This window comes from Mucilaginibacter inviolabilis (assembly GCF_011089895.1).
In the GTDB taxonomy this organism is placed as follows: domain Bacteria; phylum Bacteroidota; class Bacteroidia; order Sphingobacteriales; family Sphingobacteriaceae; genus Mucilaginibacter; species Mucilaginibacter inviolabilis.
In genome coordinates this window covers 349607-366915 of record NZ_JAANAT010000005.1, presented here as the reverse complement: position 1 = coordinate 366915, position 17309 = coordinate 349607, and the positions used below count along the sequence as shown (strand labels likewise).

Genomic DNA, 17309 nt, shown 5'->3' with positions numbered 1-17309 from the left:
ACTTTGAATTAATAGGCAATTTTGTTCTGTCATCAGAACAGGAAGTACTGTAAATTTGTTACAAATCAGGAGGCTTGTTATTCCGATTGGACAGTGCTTTTGAATTTGAAGCTTTTAGTTGAGCAGATACTTATTTAACTCTCGTTATGAATGTCTTCTTTTGCCGGGTACTGTATGATGAAGGGCTTTTTAAAGAAGATCATTTTTCTAAAAAATCTATCATGCAAACAAATAACCTTAAATCGCCTGGTCAAAGGTTCCGTGAGGCCCAGCGAAATGAAAAACCACTACAAATTGTTGGCGCTATTAATGCTAATCATGCTTTGTTAGCTCAGCAGGCGGGTTTTAATGCCATCTATCTATCAGGCGGCGGAGTGGCGGCCGGGTCATTAGGAATCCCCGATTTGGGAATTACAACCCTGGAGGATGTGCTTATCGATATTCAGCGTATCACCAACGTATGCGATCTGCCTTTATTGGTGGATGTCGACACCGGTTTTGGTCCATCTGCTTTTAATATTGCCCGCACCGTAAAATCCTTAATTAAAGCTGGCGCGGCCGCTCTTCACATCGAAGATCAGGTAGGCGCCAAGCGATGCGGACATCGCCCGGGTAAGGAGATAGTAAGCAAAGATGAAATGGTTGATCGTTTAAAAGCTGCCGTAGATGCCAGAACGGATGAGCAATTTGTGATTGGTGCCAGAACAGATGCTTTTGCCGGTGAAGGATTAGAAAAAACGCTGGAACGGGCGGTGGCTTACAAAGAAGCAGGTGCTGATTTTATTTTTGCCGAAGCGGTCTCCGACCTGAGCTATTACCGGAAATTTGTGGAAGCAACGGGGATTCCTGTATTAGCAAATATTACGGAGTTTGGTATGATACCCATGTACACGGTTGATGAGCTTGCCCAGGCCGGTGTGGAATTGATCCTTTATCCGCTGTCGGCATTTCGTGCCGCCAATAAGGCAGCTCAAAATGTATATAATCATATCCGTAAAGACGGTACGCAAAAAAACATTCTGGATACGATGCAAACCCGTGATGAACTATATAAAAGCATCAGCTATCATGATTATGAACAAAAATTAGACGATCTTTTTAAGAAGAACCCAAATGGAAACTAATACCGAAAGTACGTTCAAGCCTAAAAAGAGTGTGGCGCTTTCCGGAGTTATTGCCGGAAATACAGCTTTGTGCAGTGTAGGGAAAAGCGGTAATGACCTGCATTACCGGGGCTACAATATTCTTGATCTGGCCGAAAAGGCAGAGTTTGAAGAAGTGGCTTACCTGCTTATCTACGGTTCGCTGCCCAATCAATCGCAATTGGCCAACTATAAAACAAAATTGAAATCATTACGCGGCTTACCGAATGCGGTGAAAAATATCCTGCAGCAGATACCCGCGGCCGCGCATCCTATGGATGTGATGCGTACTACGGTTTCGGCGCTCGGGAGTATCCAGCCCGAAAAAGACGACCATCATGTTTCCGGAGCCCGCGATATTGCAGATAAGCTGTTAGCATGTTTCAGTTCGGCATTATTATACTGGTATCATTATGCCCATAACGGCAGGATCATTGAAGTAGAAACCGACGACGACTCCATTGGTGCACACTTTCTTCATTTGTTGCATGGAAAAAAGCCATCAGCGTCCTGGGAGCGGGCAATGCAGATTTCGTTGAACTTATATGCAGAGCATGAATTTAATGCATCTACTTTCACCAGCCGGGTAATTGCCGGAACCGGTTCCGATATTTATTCGGCCGTTACCGGAGCCATTGGTGCTTTGCGCGGACCTAAACATGGCGGCGCCAACGAGGTAGCCTATGATATCCAAAGCCGCTATAATTCTCCAGATGAAGCAGAAGAGGATATCCGTAAACGTTTAGCCAGCAAGGAAGTAATTATTGGTTTCGGACATCCGGTTTACACCATCTCCGATCCGAGAAATGTGGTGATCAAAAAGGTTGCAAAAGAGCTTTCGGAAGAATCTGGCGATATGTTACTGTATAACATTGCCGACCGCCTGGAAACCCTGATGTGGGATGAAAAGAAAATGTTCCCCAACCTGGATTGGTTCTCTGCGGTGTCCTATCACCTGATGGGCGTGCCCACGTTGATGTTTACCCCACTTTTTGTGGTCTCAAGGGTTACCGGATGGAGTGCACATATCATCGAACAACGGCAGGACGGCAAGATCATCCGCCCAAGCGCTAATTACACCGGCCCCGATAATAAAGAATTCGTTCCTCTGGAGAAAAGAAAATAGTTCCCGGAAGAACAGTAAATATGAACAATATTTGCACAAAAAGTGGGTTTACACTTTTTCGCTATGTTTTTTATTAAATAGTTGATAGTTAGTTAATTGGATTGGTGTAGCCCATAAAAAGTGTAAACCATGTAAACCCACTTTTTCCCTGAAAAAGGGATTTTATCCCGGAAGGGAAGTTTAAATAGTATAATCAAAAACCTAAAATAATAATGTCATCCCATATATCAAACGAAAGACCACAGCCAGACAAAGTGCTGACAGACATTGTGGACTATGTATTAAACTACGAAATTAAAAATGACCTGGCCTGGAAAACAGCACACTATTGCCTGCTGGACACCCTGGGATGCGGATTTGAGGCTTTAACATATCCGGCCTGTACCAAGTTGTTAGGTCCTGTTGTTAAAGGGACAATAGTGCCTAATGGTGCCAAAGTTCCCGGGACGTCCTTTCAGCTCGATCCTGTACAGGCGGCATTCAATATAGGTGCTATTGTTCGCTGGCTGGATTTTAATGATACCTGGCTGGCTGCAGAATGGGGACACCCTTCTGATAACCTGGGCGGTATCCTGGCCACTGCCGACTGGCTTTCCAGAACAGCTATTGCCGAAGGAAAGCCTGCATTACTGATGAAAGATGTGCTGGACGCGATGATCAGGGCGCACGAGATCCAGGGTGTACTGGCGTTGGAAAATTCATTTAACAAGGTGGGGCTCGATCACGTGTTTTTAGTAAAAGTGGCCTCTGTTGCCGTGGTCGGAAAACTGATTGGGCTTACCCGCGATGAGTTAATCAATGCGGTATCGCTGGCTTTTGTTGACGGACAGGCATTGCGTACTTATCGCCATTCGCCTAATACGGGTAGCCGTAAATCATGGGCTGCCGGCGATGCCACTTCCCGAGCTGTACGATTGGCCTTAATGGCCCAAACCGGCGAAATGGGATATCCTTCTGTACTTACAGCCAAAACCTGGGGTTTCTATGATGTTTCGTTCAAAGGAAACGAGTTTAAGTTCCAGCGCGACTATGGATCATACGTAATGGAACATATATTGTTTAAAATTTCGTTCCCTGCAGAATTTCACTCGCAAACCGCGGTAGAGGCAGCAATGACTTTACATGCTAAGCTCAAAGAAGCGGGTAAAACTACAGATGATATCAGGAAAATAACTATTCGTACCCACGAAGCGGCTATACGTATTATTGATAAAAAAGGGCCGTTAAATAATCCTGCCGATAGGGATCATTGTATTCAGTATATGATTGCTGTACCCTTGATCTACGGAAGATTAACAGCTGCCGACTATGAAGATAATATCGCTGCCGATAAACGGATTGATGTACTGCGTGATAAAATGACCTGCGTGGAAGATCCGCAGTTTACAAAAGATTATCACGACCCGGAAAAACGCTCCATTGCCAATGCTTTAACAGTTGAGTTAAATGACGGAACAGTGCTTGATGAAGTTGTGGTTGAATACCCCATAGGGCACAAACGCAGGCGCGAAGAAGGTATACCGGAATTGCTGAATAAGTTTAAGATTAACCTGGCTAGGGTGTTTGCTGAAAAACAACAGCAAAACATTTTAAAAGTATCGTTGGATTATCAAACGCTGGTGAATACCCCGGTAAATGAGTTTGTAAACTTAATGGTAATATAAAATGGATCTGATCAGGGAAAAGCTGGAATTACCTGATGGCGGCAGGAAGTTATTATTACATTCTTGTTGTGCACCCTGTTCTGGTGAAGTAATGGAGGCCATCATTGCATCGGGTATTGAATTCACGATCTTCTTTTATAATCCCAATATCCATCCCAAAAAGGAATATGAGATACGGAAAGATGAGAATGTCCGCTTTGCCGAAAAACACAATATCCCTTTTATCGACGCTGATTATGATGTGGATAATTGGTTTGAAAGAGCAAAGGGTATGGAGTTAGAACCTGAGCGTGGACCTCGTTGCACCATGTGCTTTGATATGCGTTTTGAACGTACCGCTTTATACGCATCTGAACATGGGTTTGATACCATTTGTAGTTCTTTAGGCATTTCCCGCTGGAAGAATATGGAACAGATTAATGACAGTGGTATCAGGGCCGCAGGGCATTATGAAGGATTAACCTATTGGACCTACAATTGGCGTAAAAAAGGAGGCTCATCGAGGATGCTGGAAATCAGTAAAGACGAAGAGTTCTATATGCAGGAATATTGTGGTTGCGCTTATTCGTTAAGAGATACCAACAAATGGCGGGTAGAAAACGGAAGAGAAAAAATAAAATTAGGTGAAAAATATTATGGCCGCTAGTTTGCGGGCATCTTTGCAGAAATCACTATCGAAGAAAAAATAATAGCATTCCAATGCAATAGCTATAATCTGTTAGCGGTAACCTTTAGCGTACAGCGGCAGCAAAAAGCACTGGAAAAATGAGCGAAAGAAAACCTCGCCGGGGCCATTGAAAAAGCCAGTAGTTGACCATAATTACTGGCTTTTTTGCGCCTGAAAAGAAATTATGTAGACCGATACATGAGACAATCTGCATCGGCATGTTGTTTTAACTAACAGAAAGAGTTCGAAACAATTACTTTTGCGGTACAGATGGATTTGGACAGAAGTATACGCTATGCAAACACTTAAACAACTACAGAACGGAGACTTTAAAGGTGCAGTTTCATTAAAGCTTGCCGAGGGACTTTTGCACTTTCCGCAGGAGATATTCCAACTGGCGGATACGCTGGAGATGCTTGATCTTTCGGGCAATGCTATAAGTGAATTACCTGCCGATTTTGGCCGGTTAAAAAAACTGAAGATCTTGTTCTGTTCTGAAAATTTGTTTACTGTTTTGCCCGAGGTACTGGCTGATTGTCCTTTGTTGGATATTGTTGGTTTTAAATCAAACAGGATAGAAAAAGTGCCTGCTAAAGCGCTTAATCCCAACATTCGCTGGCTGATATTGACAAACAATAGGGTAGTAGAATTACCAGCTCAAATCGGAAACTGTTCCCGAATGCAAAAGCTCATGCTTGCTGGTAACAGGTTAAAGGAGTTACCTGTTGAGCTAGGCAATTGTCGCCAGTTGTCACTTTTGCGTATCTCTGCCAATCGGTTAAGCCGGCTTCCGCAATGGTTGCTAAGCATGCCTAAGCTTTCCTGGCTGGCCTTTTCCGGTAATTTATTCAACATAAAGCCTGCAATAGCCGCCATTCCCTTTATTGATCACCAGGAATTGGAAGTGAGCCATAGGCTTGGCGAAGGGGCGTCGGGTATTATATCCAAAGCTCGATGGCGTAATAGCGATGAAGAAAGGGAAGTAGCTATCAAGATATTTAAAGGCGCAGTTACCAGCGATGGGCTTCCTGAAGATGAGATGCTCGCCTATATAGCCGCAGGCGGCCACTACGGACTGGTAAAATTGCTGGGGCAGATACTAGCACATCCAGAAGGAAAAGAAGGCCTGGTAATGGAGCTGATACCAGAACGTTTTTTTAATTTGGGTAACCCACCCAGCTTTGCCAGTTGTACCCGCGATGTTTTTAAAGAGGGCATAAGCCTTTCTGCGCAGCAGGTGATAAAAACTGCCTCAACCATCGCATCTTTGGCGGCGCAGCTGCATCATAATGGTGTGATGCATGGCGATCTTTACGCACACAATACATTGATAGATGAAGAAGGAAATACCCTGTTTGGCGATTTTGGCGCCGCGGGTTTTTATGACAGGTCTGATGCCGAAGTGGCCTATGCGCTGGAACGGATAGAAGTAAGCGCTTATGGTCATTTACTGGATGACCTGCTAAGTTTATGTAAAGAGGCCGATAGGGATGAGGCTTTATTGAAATTAGCACTTTTAAGGGATAGTTGTACAAGCCAGCAAGTATCAGCCCGCCCTGGCTTTCAGGATTTAGTGAACGAACTAATCTAACTTATTTTAAAGGAATTTACACGGATCAGAAGATCACCGTATCTTTAGCTATAAGTATATTTAACACTCATTTATCGGTATATGATTGTGCAACAACTTAAAAGAATTTCGCTGGTAATTAGCTTCGTATGTGTGGGTTTGGGAGCGTTTGCTCAAAAGGTAGTTCAGCCCGCAATTACAGATTCTAATTGGTCAAAGCCCTATCCGCCGTTTCAAATTGCAGGTAACCTTTATTATGTGGGTACTTATGATCTGGCTTGTTATTTGATTACCACATCCCAGGGAAATATACTGATCAACACTGGTATTGCAGATTCGGAACCCGTAATCAAAGCTAATATTGAAGCTCTGGGTTTTAAGTTTAAGGATATCAGGATACTTTTAACCACCCAGGCACATTTTGACCATATGGGAGCCATGGCTGCTATAAAAAGAATGACCGGCGCTAAAATGATGGTAGATGCGGGTGATGTAGCGGTGGTAACTGATGGAGGACGCTCTGATTATGCATTAAGTGGTGGTGTAAGTACTTATGCGCCGGTAAAAGTTGACCGGATATTGCATAACGGCGATGCTATAAAGTTAGGTAACATGCGTTTAGTTATGCTCCATCATCCCGGGCATACAAAAGGTTCTTGCAGTTTTCTGTTCAATGTAAAAGATCAAAAGCGCTCATACCGGGTATTGATAGCCAATATGCCTACGATAGTGACCGATAAAAAATTCTCCGATATACCTGCCTATCCTGGTATTGCCCGGGACTACGCCTATACATTGGACGCTATGAAAAAGTTATCGTTTGATATTTGGCTGGCATCACACGCCAGTCAGTTTGAGCTTCAACGCAAACACAAACCCGGAGCTGATTATAACCCCGGTGCTTTTATAGATAAAAAAGGGTACGATGAAGAGATCAGCGATCTGCAGGATAAGTTTTTAAAGAAAGTAAAAGAAAAATAAGTAGGATTATTACAGTGCTTATAGAATAAGAGCATATCTGTATATATGCTCTTATTCTAATTAATTATTGAAATCTTCTGATGAAGTGTTTCGATCATCGTGCTTAATCAAGTAGCGTCCAGGTGCGTTTGGATTGTACGGTTTGTATCACTTGTTGTTCGGCTACCACAATATTTTCTTTACGTTGACCAATGTATTCCAGTGAGCTTAGTTTATTCCACAAAGCTACTATTACACGGAGAAACTCGTCAACAGTGATCATAGAGGCACTGATGTCATGATGATTGTAAACAACTTCTATGAGGCGTGCAAGCAATTCCTCAAAGTTGCCGGGAGTAACATCCTTCCATTCATAAAAATATTTAAGCAGTTCTTCGCGCTCAGCACCGGGTATGCTTTTTACAGTGCTGAAAAATATATGCGCCATTTCCGAAAAACAGGATACCAGATACACCGGTGGTTGCTGGTAAACTATATTGCGGTAAGAAAAATAAATACGGGCAATATACTCCAGCATCTTTTCGCATAATATTTTTACGTTTTTACCAATGGTCGAAACAGATTCTTTAGAAGTTATCTTATCCAGGATACGAAAAGAAAGTAATTGTAAATTATTCAGTTGATTGCTGAAGTTTTCATAGTATTTAACTAGCTCCGGATGGCTTAGTATTGATGTACACGGAGGTATAAAGCTGATATCCGTTTGCAGGTTATTGCCGTTTTTGATGAATTTACCTACCTCTAAAAAGTGAGAATTCCGGATGTTTACCTGCGATGCCGGTATGATGGTAATATTATATTGTTTATCAACTTCAGGATATCTTAAAGGGATCTCCTCTGGGTCAGGATTGCCACTTGCTACGCGCTCAAAAGGATTAACAGTAAGCAGTACATAATACGTTTCTGAATTTTCTGCGGTATTATCCTGACCAAAGTAATGGGTAAACAGTAATTCAGGGCCTGTTCGCGATATATCAATCCGATGCCCATCGGCAGTTACAGCATTACAATGGTTTATTTTAATCTGTACCTGGTTTGATGCTCTTTCTGTGATCTGTATATCCAACGCTGCAGATTCATTAATAACAGGAGGTAATAAACCAAAGTTATGATTATTGAGTTGCAGGGAATTAGAATCCCTGACAATGTCATGTATGAAATTATCTGTACTGATAAAATGATCGCTGGAAATTTTCATTCCATCTATCCAGTTTACAGGTTTGTTTTTTAACGGACTAAGCATATCATATTTTAATAGGTAGATGTTTTTATACTATTACAGGTAAACCGCCTGATCACCGGTGCGTTCAGGTTCGCTTACAATCTCAGAAACACGTTTGGCATATATTGTGTTTGCCTCGGTGATCTTATTCTCTACAATGTTCAGGTCGGGATCAATAAATTGCCTTCGTCTCCAAAAAGAAGGTTTAATGTAAAATATCCACCTGTAGCTATCGGTTTTATTGACTTTATATTGCACCGGAGCATTAGGGAATTTTAAATTATAATCATCTATAAATTTCTGGAACCATTGACCAAAATTCATATTTGGTGGCGCTTTAGCCTTTACCTTCAGGGGTTCGGGATCATCAGTATTTTTGTACAGATCGAGCTCCAATACCATCAGTTTATCAAAATTGAGGTGCTCCATGCTGATATCTTCGGGCACACGGGGATACTGCCATACTTTGTATATTTCCAGCGGGATACTCATAAAAGCAATGTATGCCCACCAGAAAATGGGGGGTAATAAAAATATGAATATACTGGTAGCAGCCCATAAACCATACCGAAGGTTGTTTAGCCAATCAAACCCCAGTTTAAAAAGATATACACCCAGCAGGCATGATATCAGTGTACAAAAAATAAAGAACCCTTTTTTGTTGAGTAGCTCATTTTCGTGATATTTACCCGCCAGCCATACGTAAACAGAGCCCAGAGTTAAGTAAATAAGCTGGCAAAATAAATAGCCCCAGGGCATAAACTGCAGATCAAGAAAGCCTAGTAAGCCAGGGATACCTAAAATAACAGCAGTTAACAAAATAATAACAATGAGGCGTTTATTGCTTAAGAGTTTATTCTTTTTGTTAATTATGGTCATAATTGCCGCAGCAATCACGAAGATGAGAGGGAAGATAAGATAACGTATAAAAAATGATTTAACGTCCATGATATAATTGTATGTTCAGGTCTATAACAGTCTCAAAAAAATAAATTTGACATAAGTCTAATCAATTACCAATAATTGTGGTTATTGTTTTAAATATTATTTGTAAAAATATTGAAAAATGAAGATCAAAAACCCTAACCTTATCGATACAGATTTTAAAGCTACGGTTATTGCTGCAGAAATTGTTGAGAATGAATTGGTTGACGCTGATGGTATTGTAATATTGCCGGTGGGCCCTCAGCAGCGCGCCTTTGCAAAAGAAATTGCGGGCATTGCTGTCAGTCAAACCGATATCACCAACAAAAAGATACTTCAGGTTCAGGTAAACCGCGATGGGTTGTATGATATGTTGCCTGAAGGCCTTTTTCATAAACCTCCTGCTTCGAGTTTAATGATTACCGAAGAAGAGATGGTTAAGGATATTGTGGACAGGAGAGATGAGGAGAAGCAGACACGGCGCTTTTTTGCGCCATTTGAAGCAGAGGTGAACCACCTGAAAATGATCCTGGAGCTTTATGAGAACCGTTTGGATAAGAAAAATGAGTATGATGATCTGATTAACATATTCTTAAAAGAATGGAAAGAGTTTGGCTGTTTTACCAACAAGCAAATGCTTATTTTAATACATGTTTTGCCGGTGATACATGAGCAGCGTAATAATCTTGTTTTTATAGGCAAAATACTAACCATGTTGTTCAAAACACCCATTTCACTCAGCTATAAACTGGTTACCAGGTCAGGCAAAAAAGAGTTGGGAGGCATGCAAACTTCATTGGGCAAGGCAGCTTTGGGAATAGATTTTATAGCAGGTCAGTTAATTGAGCCCGAAGAAGAGCTATACGTTGCCGTTGGGCCATTGAGCGCCTCAAAAATGATTGATTTTTTACCCGGGGAGCGATCTGCTATCTGTATTGATGTGTTATTGTCATACTTTATACCAATGCAAACCGGGGTAAATGTTAATTTACTGGCCACGCCTGCTTCCAAAAAAATAATAATAGGAGCGCAGCAGGAAAATGCCCGGCTTGGTTATACCACTTATTTGGGTAATTAAACCTGACCCTAATTTTCAATGAAAAGGCGGTAATTATAGTTGATGATGCTCCGCGACTCCAACTTTGATTGTAGCAGGCTTAGTAACGTATCCCATTCGTTGGTTGACAGCTTACTTTCCTCGTGGGGTTTTAAATAGATATCCGTAGTCTTTTTAAATCCTTCTTTTGGATTTGGAGAGATACTTACACCTTTACTAATGCGGATGCTTTTTAACTTGGTACCCAGTTCATACTGGCAAAAACTGGTCAAATCAGCCTGAGTAACAATTCTGTCCTTAGTGGTAAGCCCGTATTTATAGGCTTGTATACGTTCGGTGGCTCCAAGACTATTCCTGCCTCCGATAGAGGTGGTCATCAAACGTAAATTATCTGCTTTTAGCTTTGTTGTCTCAAACTGCTGTAGTCGGGAGCCTTTCCTGATATTATTGGCGCTGTCAGCAAGAGTAGTCCAAAACTGAAGATATAACATACCAGCCTTATTGGCAGGCTTTAAAATGAGATAGTTGATGAGCTCGTGATTGTCTTTAGCCTGGTTTGATTTTTTCTCGATGAGCGAAATGTTTTGCTCAAGTGTTTTTAGTGTTGAGTTCAAAAAATCGTTGCCATAGGCAGCGAAGGCAGCTTTTTCATCCCTGAGCAATTCAAAAAGATACTCAATGATCTGTTGTGCATTCCGGGAGTCAAAACGTTCGGCGCCACCGTTCCTGACAGAGTAACTTCCCTCAAAACTTTGATCAGCCTGGCTATAAGGGATCTCATTATAGTGAATATCCAGATCATCATGCAGGTCCTGAACCGATAAGAAATGATCAAAAGCAGAAGGCTTGATAGGGATGATGTTATTCATCTCTTTTACCCTGAATTTCTGTTCATGCAGTTTACGGCTCATAACCGGGAAACAGTTTAGGTGCAGCTGTAATTCGCTGATCACATCTGGCCTAATCACTGCCGGGAAAACCATTTTTATCCATACGCAAGGCTTAAGTCGTTTCAGGTCTGTTGGTTCAAACCAGGGTTCAAATGATACTGGGAAACTTTTCTTAAGCGGTTCCAGATCATTTAAGCGATCATCTGTAAGCGATATAAAACGGTTCTGGTAATATGATTTTACATCCCGGGTAATTAGGTTAATAATGTTTTGATCATAAAATACCGGTTTGTTTTCACTGGTTTCTTCCTCCTCATATATTAATCCGCTTATTGTATCCAGTTCCTGCTCATCGGTATACAAACGGGTAACGGGTAACAGGTTATAAAAATCGTTATTGGTAGTATACCCTGGCCATTCAAAATATATCCCTGCATTTTGGAGCGTATTAAGTTTTGGATCGGTTTCAATTCCTATCCATAAGGTGTTATTTTCGGTAAAGGATTGTGGCAATGGGCGGGCAATCGAATTTTTTTGCATATCCGGCGTGTGTTCCCAAAGCTGTCTGCCGTTAAATGTGTATTTAATTTCAGCTTTAAAAACTTTGTTTTCGCCGATAGGTGTAAAAAAGACATCCAAAGGTTCCAACGCTGTTTTGCCTGCATCGGGCGAAGCTGTTTTTCGATAGAAGAAATGATTTTTGATACTCAAGGTCTCCGTGTTTTCAACCGGTATACCCTTGAGCAGGGCATGAGCAGGGAGCGGAGCGGTGAGATAGTCTGAGGCGAGGATCCGGGAGATCTTGTTTAGTACCCGGTTTTCCAAGTTTTTAACATCGTTGGAAAGGTTGAACAACTCGGTACTAAGAGCTTCAATCAATAATTTAACCAGCGGGTCAATGTCATTAACGTTCGTGGTGTTCCAGAAGTCCATTGCGTTCCGGAGCATCCTGCCCTTTATTTCTTCTTTTGACGTGAAAAATATTTTGCTCATGTTTAGGTTTTTATGCAGATAAAGGACTCAGAAACAATGATGTGCTGAAGGTATAATGCTCGCCGGTTTTATTGAGCTTCCCTTTTATAACAATCTCTACCCGTTTTTTTATTTCACTTACGTTTCTTAACGGATAAAACTTATTGATCTCACTGATGTGCACATCGATATCAATGTCATAGATTCTTTTTTCAAACTTTTTGATCGATCGAAGGAGTGACTGCCGCAGCTTTTCTTCCCAGATAGTTTCACTTTGTATAAGTTCAAAATCCATATCCCATATCTCACATCCAAACTCAGGGTTATAGCGATGTTCGCCGTACCGGGTAAAAATGATCAGCTCTATATACTGTGAGATAGAGGCCCCCAGATCCTGTGTTTGCATATCTCGCCCCAGGGCAATGTTTTCAAATCTTAACGGCTTGAAATATAGAGGGTTTGGCATATTAAATATTTGATTTATAACTAAGTAATAAAAAAAATCACTTTTTCATAAACATTTCTTTTGCAAAATAGTTGTAGAAATGTTTTAAAGGTTAAGAATATTTTTATTACGCCCTTTATCCTGAATGATTTATAGTGATAGTTAATCAGGATAACTTAAAATTATTATAGCCTCTTAACAATAATATTACAAATACTTAATGAAGCCCGTCAATATAACCGACCTAAATCGAGCCTACAGGATTTTTATAATTTACCTGACTGGGCTATTAGCATTTGCCGTTGTAACCGTTTATTTCTTTTTCTTCACTTCGAGCCGCGAAATGGTATTGTTAAATGCCAAAGTAAAGCAAACCGACCAGCTGGTAGCTATCCGTAATGATATCAACAATAGTTTCGAGATGATTTTGATGCGCATGCAACAGTTGTCGCAATATTCAAAAATGAATTCAGAGGAACTAAATAACCAAACTATCCTGCTTAATGATATTCAGGAGGGTAATCAACATATTCTTGATAAACTCCAGAGCAACCCTTATCCGCTTAAAAGTTTCGACCTGTATAAAAAATTAAGCAATCATATTGCCGCTATAGCTAATGTTAAAGATTCGTTATTTACCACCCGTTTCCAGATAGAAAGTCTTCGTTCGCAATTGGAGTCGTGTAATAAAATAAATAAATCGGCTGTCAGCAAGCTAAGTGGCCGGTTTTCACATTATTAAATTATATGCTAAAGTTCAATTTAAAAGAGCGAAGAGAAAAATTTCTTTTGTTTTTAGGAGTGTTTCTGATAACATCATCCATACTGTGCACAGCCATATTTTATAATTATGACGATGGCGCAACTATATCAAAAGATGAGTTTTCCAAACGGATAGCTGAAGAGGATGAGTTTGAAGCCCTGGTTACACAAGCTATACCTACAGTTGATACTACTTATACCCATATTGCAAAGTTTAACCCTAATGTACAAGCACTTTTTTTGGAAAACGATATTAAAAACTCCATAGGTGCTATTCGTTCGTATTATAACAGACGCCCGTATGATAGCCGGTATAAATGTTTTATTCATGCTTCAAAATTGTTTGAGAACCTGTTTTATGATAAACGCGAACTCACCGGCAATTACAGCGACATTAACCGGCTCAGTAAACTGCTTGATGATTGTAAACTATCAACCCGGCAGTTGCAGCAAAGCCTCGGATCCAGCAGATAAACGTAAAACATCACATCACTATAAAAAACACAAACCTTTAAACCAATGAAAGACGATTACAACAGCGGCCGCCCCGTGGATACCAACAGGCAAACCTATGCCTTTCTATATATTATAGTTGGTATACTCATTATTGCTGCATTGATCTTTTTATTTAAAAGCTCATTATTTGATAAAAGAACAGTTAACGCCCGGCTGTTAAAAGACGAGATATTTTTAAACGAAAACCTGGTATACTCAGACAATACAGCTAATGCTAAAAACTGGGTATGGGAATTTGGCAACGGCGATAAATCAAACCTTCAAAACGGGAGTTATAAGTTTAAACGCCCGGGCGATTACATTGTGCGGGTCACTGTAGACGGTACTTTAAAGCAGCAGTTTCCGGTAAATGTTAAGGATACCATTGTGCAATCTGTTGATACCCTAATGGTTATTAACGGGCCTACTCAGGGTATTGTTAATGAACAGATCAGGTTAGAAGCACAGGGGAATGCCAGGATATATGAATGGTCATTTGGCGAAACCGGCAGGGTTGACGTTAAAGGATCTACCGCTTTATATACCTACCATAATCCCGGAACCTATTTTATAAAACTCAGTACCGATAAAAGTAAACACCCGGTTTATCACCGTATGCTGATATCAAACCCCGATTCAACAGTTAACGCTATTGTAACACCCGGCGAAGGCGAACGCAAAGTGATTGATGATATCCGGGCGCATTTGCAGGCCATTGCCAACGGGGCCGATTTTAATACCAATTACTATTACCTCGTTAACAAATATTTCTGCGGCGATGAAAAAGTAACCGTTAACCTGGAAACCAACGGTGATAGTAAACAAACCGACTTTTACTCGTATTGTATGCGCCTCACTTTTGGCGGGGGTATTAATATTGATGAAGCCCAGGTAACCTTAAGAGCCAAGTCGAGCTGTTCAAGTATGCTTACCGTTAAACAGCATTCATCAACCTCGAATGGCGCTCCAAGACGGGCCAAATAATAAAACCATTATCAATGAACCTAATATATGCACCTATCAAAATGAAAAATATTTTAATAATGTTACTGCTGCTTTCCTGCTTTTCGGTGAATGCGCAGTCGCCGGTTTCCATCAGTAAGAAAGTAGTAACACTGCCCGCGGCATTTGAAAAGCCGAATGAAAACACCAATATCTATAACAGCGCTGATAAGACCGGTTTGCCATGGATAGTTTTCTCTGACCGCGACGAGAACTATACTTATACCTCACCAGGAGGTACGCTGATCATGAAAAAGCTAAAATTCATGGATCCGTTTTATGTAAGTGAGGAAAGAAATGGTTATATAAAATTGATCAAATATCAGCCCGGAATGGTACAGGGCCGTAAGCTCACCAATAAAAAATCAAGCCAAAGCTATGGCTGGATCAGTAAATCGAAAGTTTTATTGTGGCAATCGGCATTCATTAACCAGGGTACCTATCCCAGTAAATATATAGCGGTTATCAGTGGTAAAAATCCGCTCTTGATGCCCGATTTTTATTACGACAAAACAGATTCCTTATATGTATTTACCTCACCAGAACTGGAGCGTAAAAAAACAAAGCTTGCTTTAAATAACATCGTGTATGTATTCAAAAAATCAGACGATGGTAAAAAGATGCTGGTAGGTTCTGAAGGACAGCTTGTAGCCGACAGCGCCGCCCGTAGCGTTTATGGATGGGTAGCGGCCGATGCGTTACATAACTGGGGTAACCGTTTATACATTGGCTCGGCTAAAAATAATATTACCGATGCTGACGATTCAGCAGCAACGGCTATTAATCAGGCCATATTGGTAGCAGCCCCGCCAGCTACCAGCACCTATTTTAAATTTGATCCCCTGATAACACCGGATGAGCCTGTACTGCGGAGTTTACCGGTAATTACCGGAAATGCACTAAGCCAAAATGATAAATTAGGAACCGGACTGGCGGTAGATGTGTATGACAAATCGAATAATAGCATTCTTAATGTTAAGGGTGGTCATCTCAAATACCTGGATTATCTCAACATCCGTAAAAATATCCATCATATAAATGTTGTTTTTGTGGTTGATGGTGGCAGTACCATGCGTAGCTATTTCTCCGGAATAACCAGTACTATTCAATCGTTTGAAAACATATTTAATGCCCATGCAAAAGGTAATCAAATGATGTACGGTGGCGTGGTATACAGAAACGCGCAGGATTGCCCCTCAGGCGGTATCAATAAAATGAACTTTACAACCGATTACCGGGAACTTGTAAAGTATTTTGACAAACAAGCATCCGTAACCAATGGCTGTGGTACTACCTTGCAAAACCAGCCGGTGTTTGAGGGAATAAATACGGCTTTAAGCCTCTTTAAAGGGCATACCAACGAAACCAACCTGATTGTACTTATAGGTACCACCGGGTCGGCAGATTATAATGCAGATGATATTGCCAATGAAGCCGATCAGGTAGCTGCTGCTGATGCCCGTTTACTGGCTATACAGGTATTTAGTGATTACAATCCTATCTATAATGATTTTGTGATACAGGCCAGGCGAATTGTTTCGCAATCAGCTATAAAACTGGCTGATCTTAAAAAACAACGTATGATCACAGGCGAAGGCTTAAGCAATGTACAACAGTTCAATACTTCGCTTTCCGATTCGATCTCCTTTTACCTGGATTATCCTAAAAACAGTATGATACAGGGTGCCGTTGTTTTTCCACCAAAAGGTGTTGTAAAAACCAACCAGGCTATGCGTTTATCAGTTGATCGTTTGATGCGGGAAACAGATTATGATATCACAACACAGGTACATGCACTGGATAGTGCCTTCAGGCTTACCGGGCGCGAAAATCGTTATGTACAACCAGGAGTAATTGCGCAGGTAAGCCCGGTAGCGAACGACCTGGGTAATGATATGCCGCATAACGCCTTTAAATATTTCATTAATGCGCAGCTACCGGCAAATGTTGTAAGCCAGCATCCGGGGCAATTACAATATTTATTGATATTAAACGAACAGGAGTATAACCAGTTAACCGATATCTTGTCATTGATGATAGGCGAAAACCTGCAGCAGGATGCTTCTGATTATCGTAAAAAATTGTTCAGGAACTATGTTGATATCATCCGGAAACGATTAAACCAAAAAATGTCAAAAGGCGATATTAAAGATATGGCCTTAGGTACCTACTTTAAAACGGTTACTGGCTTGCCTTTACCGGGTAAAAATAGTTTCCTGAATACCAAAGTTGCCGATTTAAGGGGCGATATGCCGCAGGCACAGTTTGAGGCATACATCAAATTCTTGGTGCATAGCAGCGAACGGGTTAAGCGCTCGGTGTTGGTTAACCAGCATTTTACATCAAACGGCAAAACTTATTTTTACGTAACCCAGGCCAATTTGCAATAG

Annotated in this window: 15 protein-coding genes; 11 read left to right on the top strand and 4 right to left on the bottom strand. The window is 41.1% G+C overall.

The window, feature by feature from the left end; translation table 11 throughout:
* Positions 1-221 precede the first annotated feature (221 nt).
* From prpB to bla, 6 genes are all read left to right on the top strand, one after another.
* The gene (gene prpB / locus G7092_RS28265; protein ID WP_166095238.1) at positions 222-1124 is read left to right on the top strand and encodes a methylisocitrate lyase; all 903 of its coding nucleotides are present in this window, start codon (positions 222-224) and stop codon (positions 1122-1124) included.
* The gene (gene prpC, locus G7092_RS28260; RefSeq protein WP_166095236.1) at positions 1114-2268 is read left to right on the top strand and encodes a bifunctional 2-methylcitrate synthase/citrate synthase; all 1155 of its coding nucleotides are present in this window, start codon (positions 1114-1116) and stop codon (positions 2266-2268) included. The genes prpB and prpC overlap by 11 nt, the downstream gene beginning before the upstream one ends.
* 212 nt (positions 2269-2480) lie before the next feature.
* Positions 2481-3932 (top strand): bifunctional 2-methylcitrate dehydratase/aconitate hydratase, encoded by a 1452-nt coding sequence (locus G7092_RS28255; protein WP_166095233.1) that lies wholly within the window; start codon positions 2481-2483, stop codon positions 3930-3932.
* Between the two features lies 1 nt (position 3933).
* Positions 3934-4578 (top strand): epoxyqueuosine reductase QueH, encoded by a 645-nt coding sequence (locus G7092_RS28250; RefSeq protein WP_166095231.1) that lies wholly within the window; start codon positions 3934-3936, stop codon positions 4576-4578.
* Positions 4579-4894: 316 nt separating this feature from the next.
* The gene (locus G7092_RS28245) at positions 4895-6190 is read left to right on the top strand and encodes a leucine-rich repeat-containing protein kinase family protein (RefSeq protein WP_166095228.1); all 1296 of its coding nucleotides are present in this window, start codon (positions 4895-4897) and stop codon (positions 6188-6190) included.
* A gap of 81 nt (positions 6191-6271) precedes the next feature.
* The gene (bla, locus tag G7092_RS28240) at positions 6272-7150 is read left to right on the top strand and encodes a subclass B3 metallo-beta-lactamase (RefSeq protein ID WP_166095226.1); all 879 of its coding nucleotides are present in this window, start codon (positions 6272-6274) and stop codon (positions 7148-7150) included.
* Positions 7151-7253: 103 nt separating this feature from the next.
* Here bla and G7092_RS28235 read toward each other — a convergent pair whose 3' ends face one another.
* Both G7092_RS28235 and G7092_RS28230 read right to left on the bottom strand, forming a co-directional pair.
* A complete protein-coding gene (locus G7092_RS28235; protein ID WP_166095224.1) occupies positions 7254-8393 on the bottom strand; it encodes a hypothetical protein in 1140 nt (379 codons plus the stop codon).
* A gap of 33 nt (positions 8394-8426) precedes the next feature.
* Complete coding sequence (locus G7092_RS28230) at positions 8427-9320, bottom strand: TssN family type VI secretion system protein (protein WP_166095221.1); 894 nt, start codon at positions 9318-9320, stop codon at positions 8427-8429.
* Between the two features lie 118 nt (positions 9321-9438).
* Between G7092_RS28230 and G7092_RS28225 the strand changes: the two genes are divergently transcribed.
* Entirely contained in the window at positions 9439-10374 is a 936-nt protein-coding gene (locus G7092_RS28225; protein ID WP_166095219.1) for a type VI secretion system baseplate subunit TssG, read from the top strand.
* Positions 10375-10382: 8 nt separating this feature from the next.
* Here the strand turns inward: G7092_RS28225 and G7092_RS28220 are convergent, their stop codons facing one another.
* On the bottom strand, positions 10383-12236 hold the full coding sequence (locus G7092_RS28220) for a type VI secretion system baseplate subunit TssF (RefSeq protein ID WP_166095216.1): 1854 nt from the start codon (positions 12234-12236) through the stop codon (positions 10383-10385).
* Positions 12237-12246: 10 nt separating this feature from the next.
* The gene (locus tag G7092_RS28215; RefSeq protein WP_166095214.1) at positions 12247-12681 is read right to left on the bottom strand and encodes a GPW/gp25 family protein; all 435 of its coding nucleotides are present in this window, start codon (positions 12679-12681) and stop codon (positions 12247-12249) included.
* A gap of 199 nt (positions 12682-12880) precedes the next feature.
* Here G7092_RS28215 and G7092_RS28210 point away from each other — a divergent pair, with 199 nt between their 5' ends.
* From G7092_RS28210 to tssR, 4 genes are read left to right on the top strand one after another with little or no spacing between them, the layout of a single operon-like run.
* Positions 12881-13402, top strand: coding sequence for a hypothetical protein (locus tag G7092_RS28210; protein ID WP_166095212.1), 522 nt, complete (start codon positions 12881-12883; stop codon positions 13400-13402).
* Positions 13403-13407: 5 nt separating this feature from the next.
* Positions 13408-13896: a type VI secretion system transmembrane protein TssO gene (locus tag G7092_RS28205; RefSeq protein ID WP_166095210.1), complete on the top strand. Its 489-nt coding sequence runs from the start codon at positions 13408-13410 to the stop codon at positions 13894-13896.
* A 45-nt stretch (positions 13897-13941) separates the two neighbouring features.
* The gene (locus tag G7092_RS28200; protein WP_166095207.1) at positions 13942-14901 is read left to right on the top strand and encodes a PKD domain-containing protein; all 960 of its coding nucleotides are present in this window, start codon (positions 13942-13944) and stop codon (positions 14899-14901) included.
* Between the two features lie 41 nt (positions 14902-14942).
* A complete protein-coding gene (gene tssR, locus G7092_RS28195) occupies positions 14943-17309 on the top strand; it encodes a type VI secretion system protein TssR domain-containing protein (RefSeq protein ID WP_166095205.1) in 2367 nt (788 codons plus the stop codon).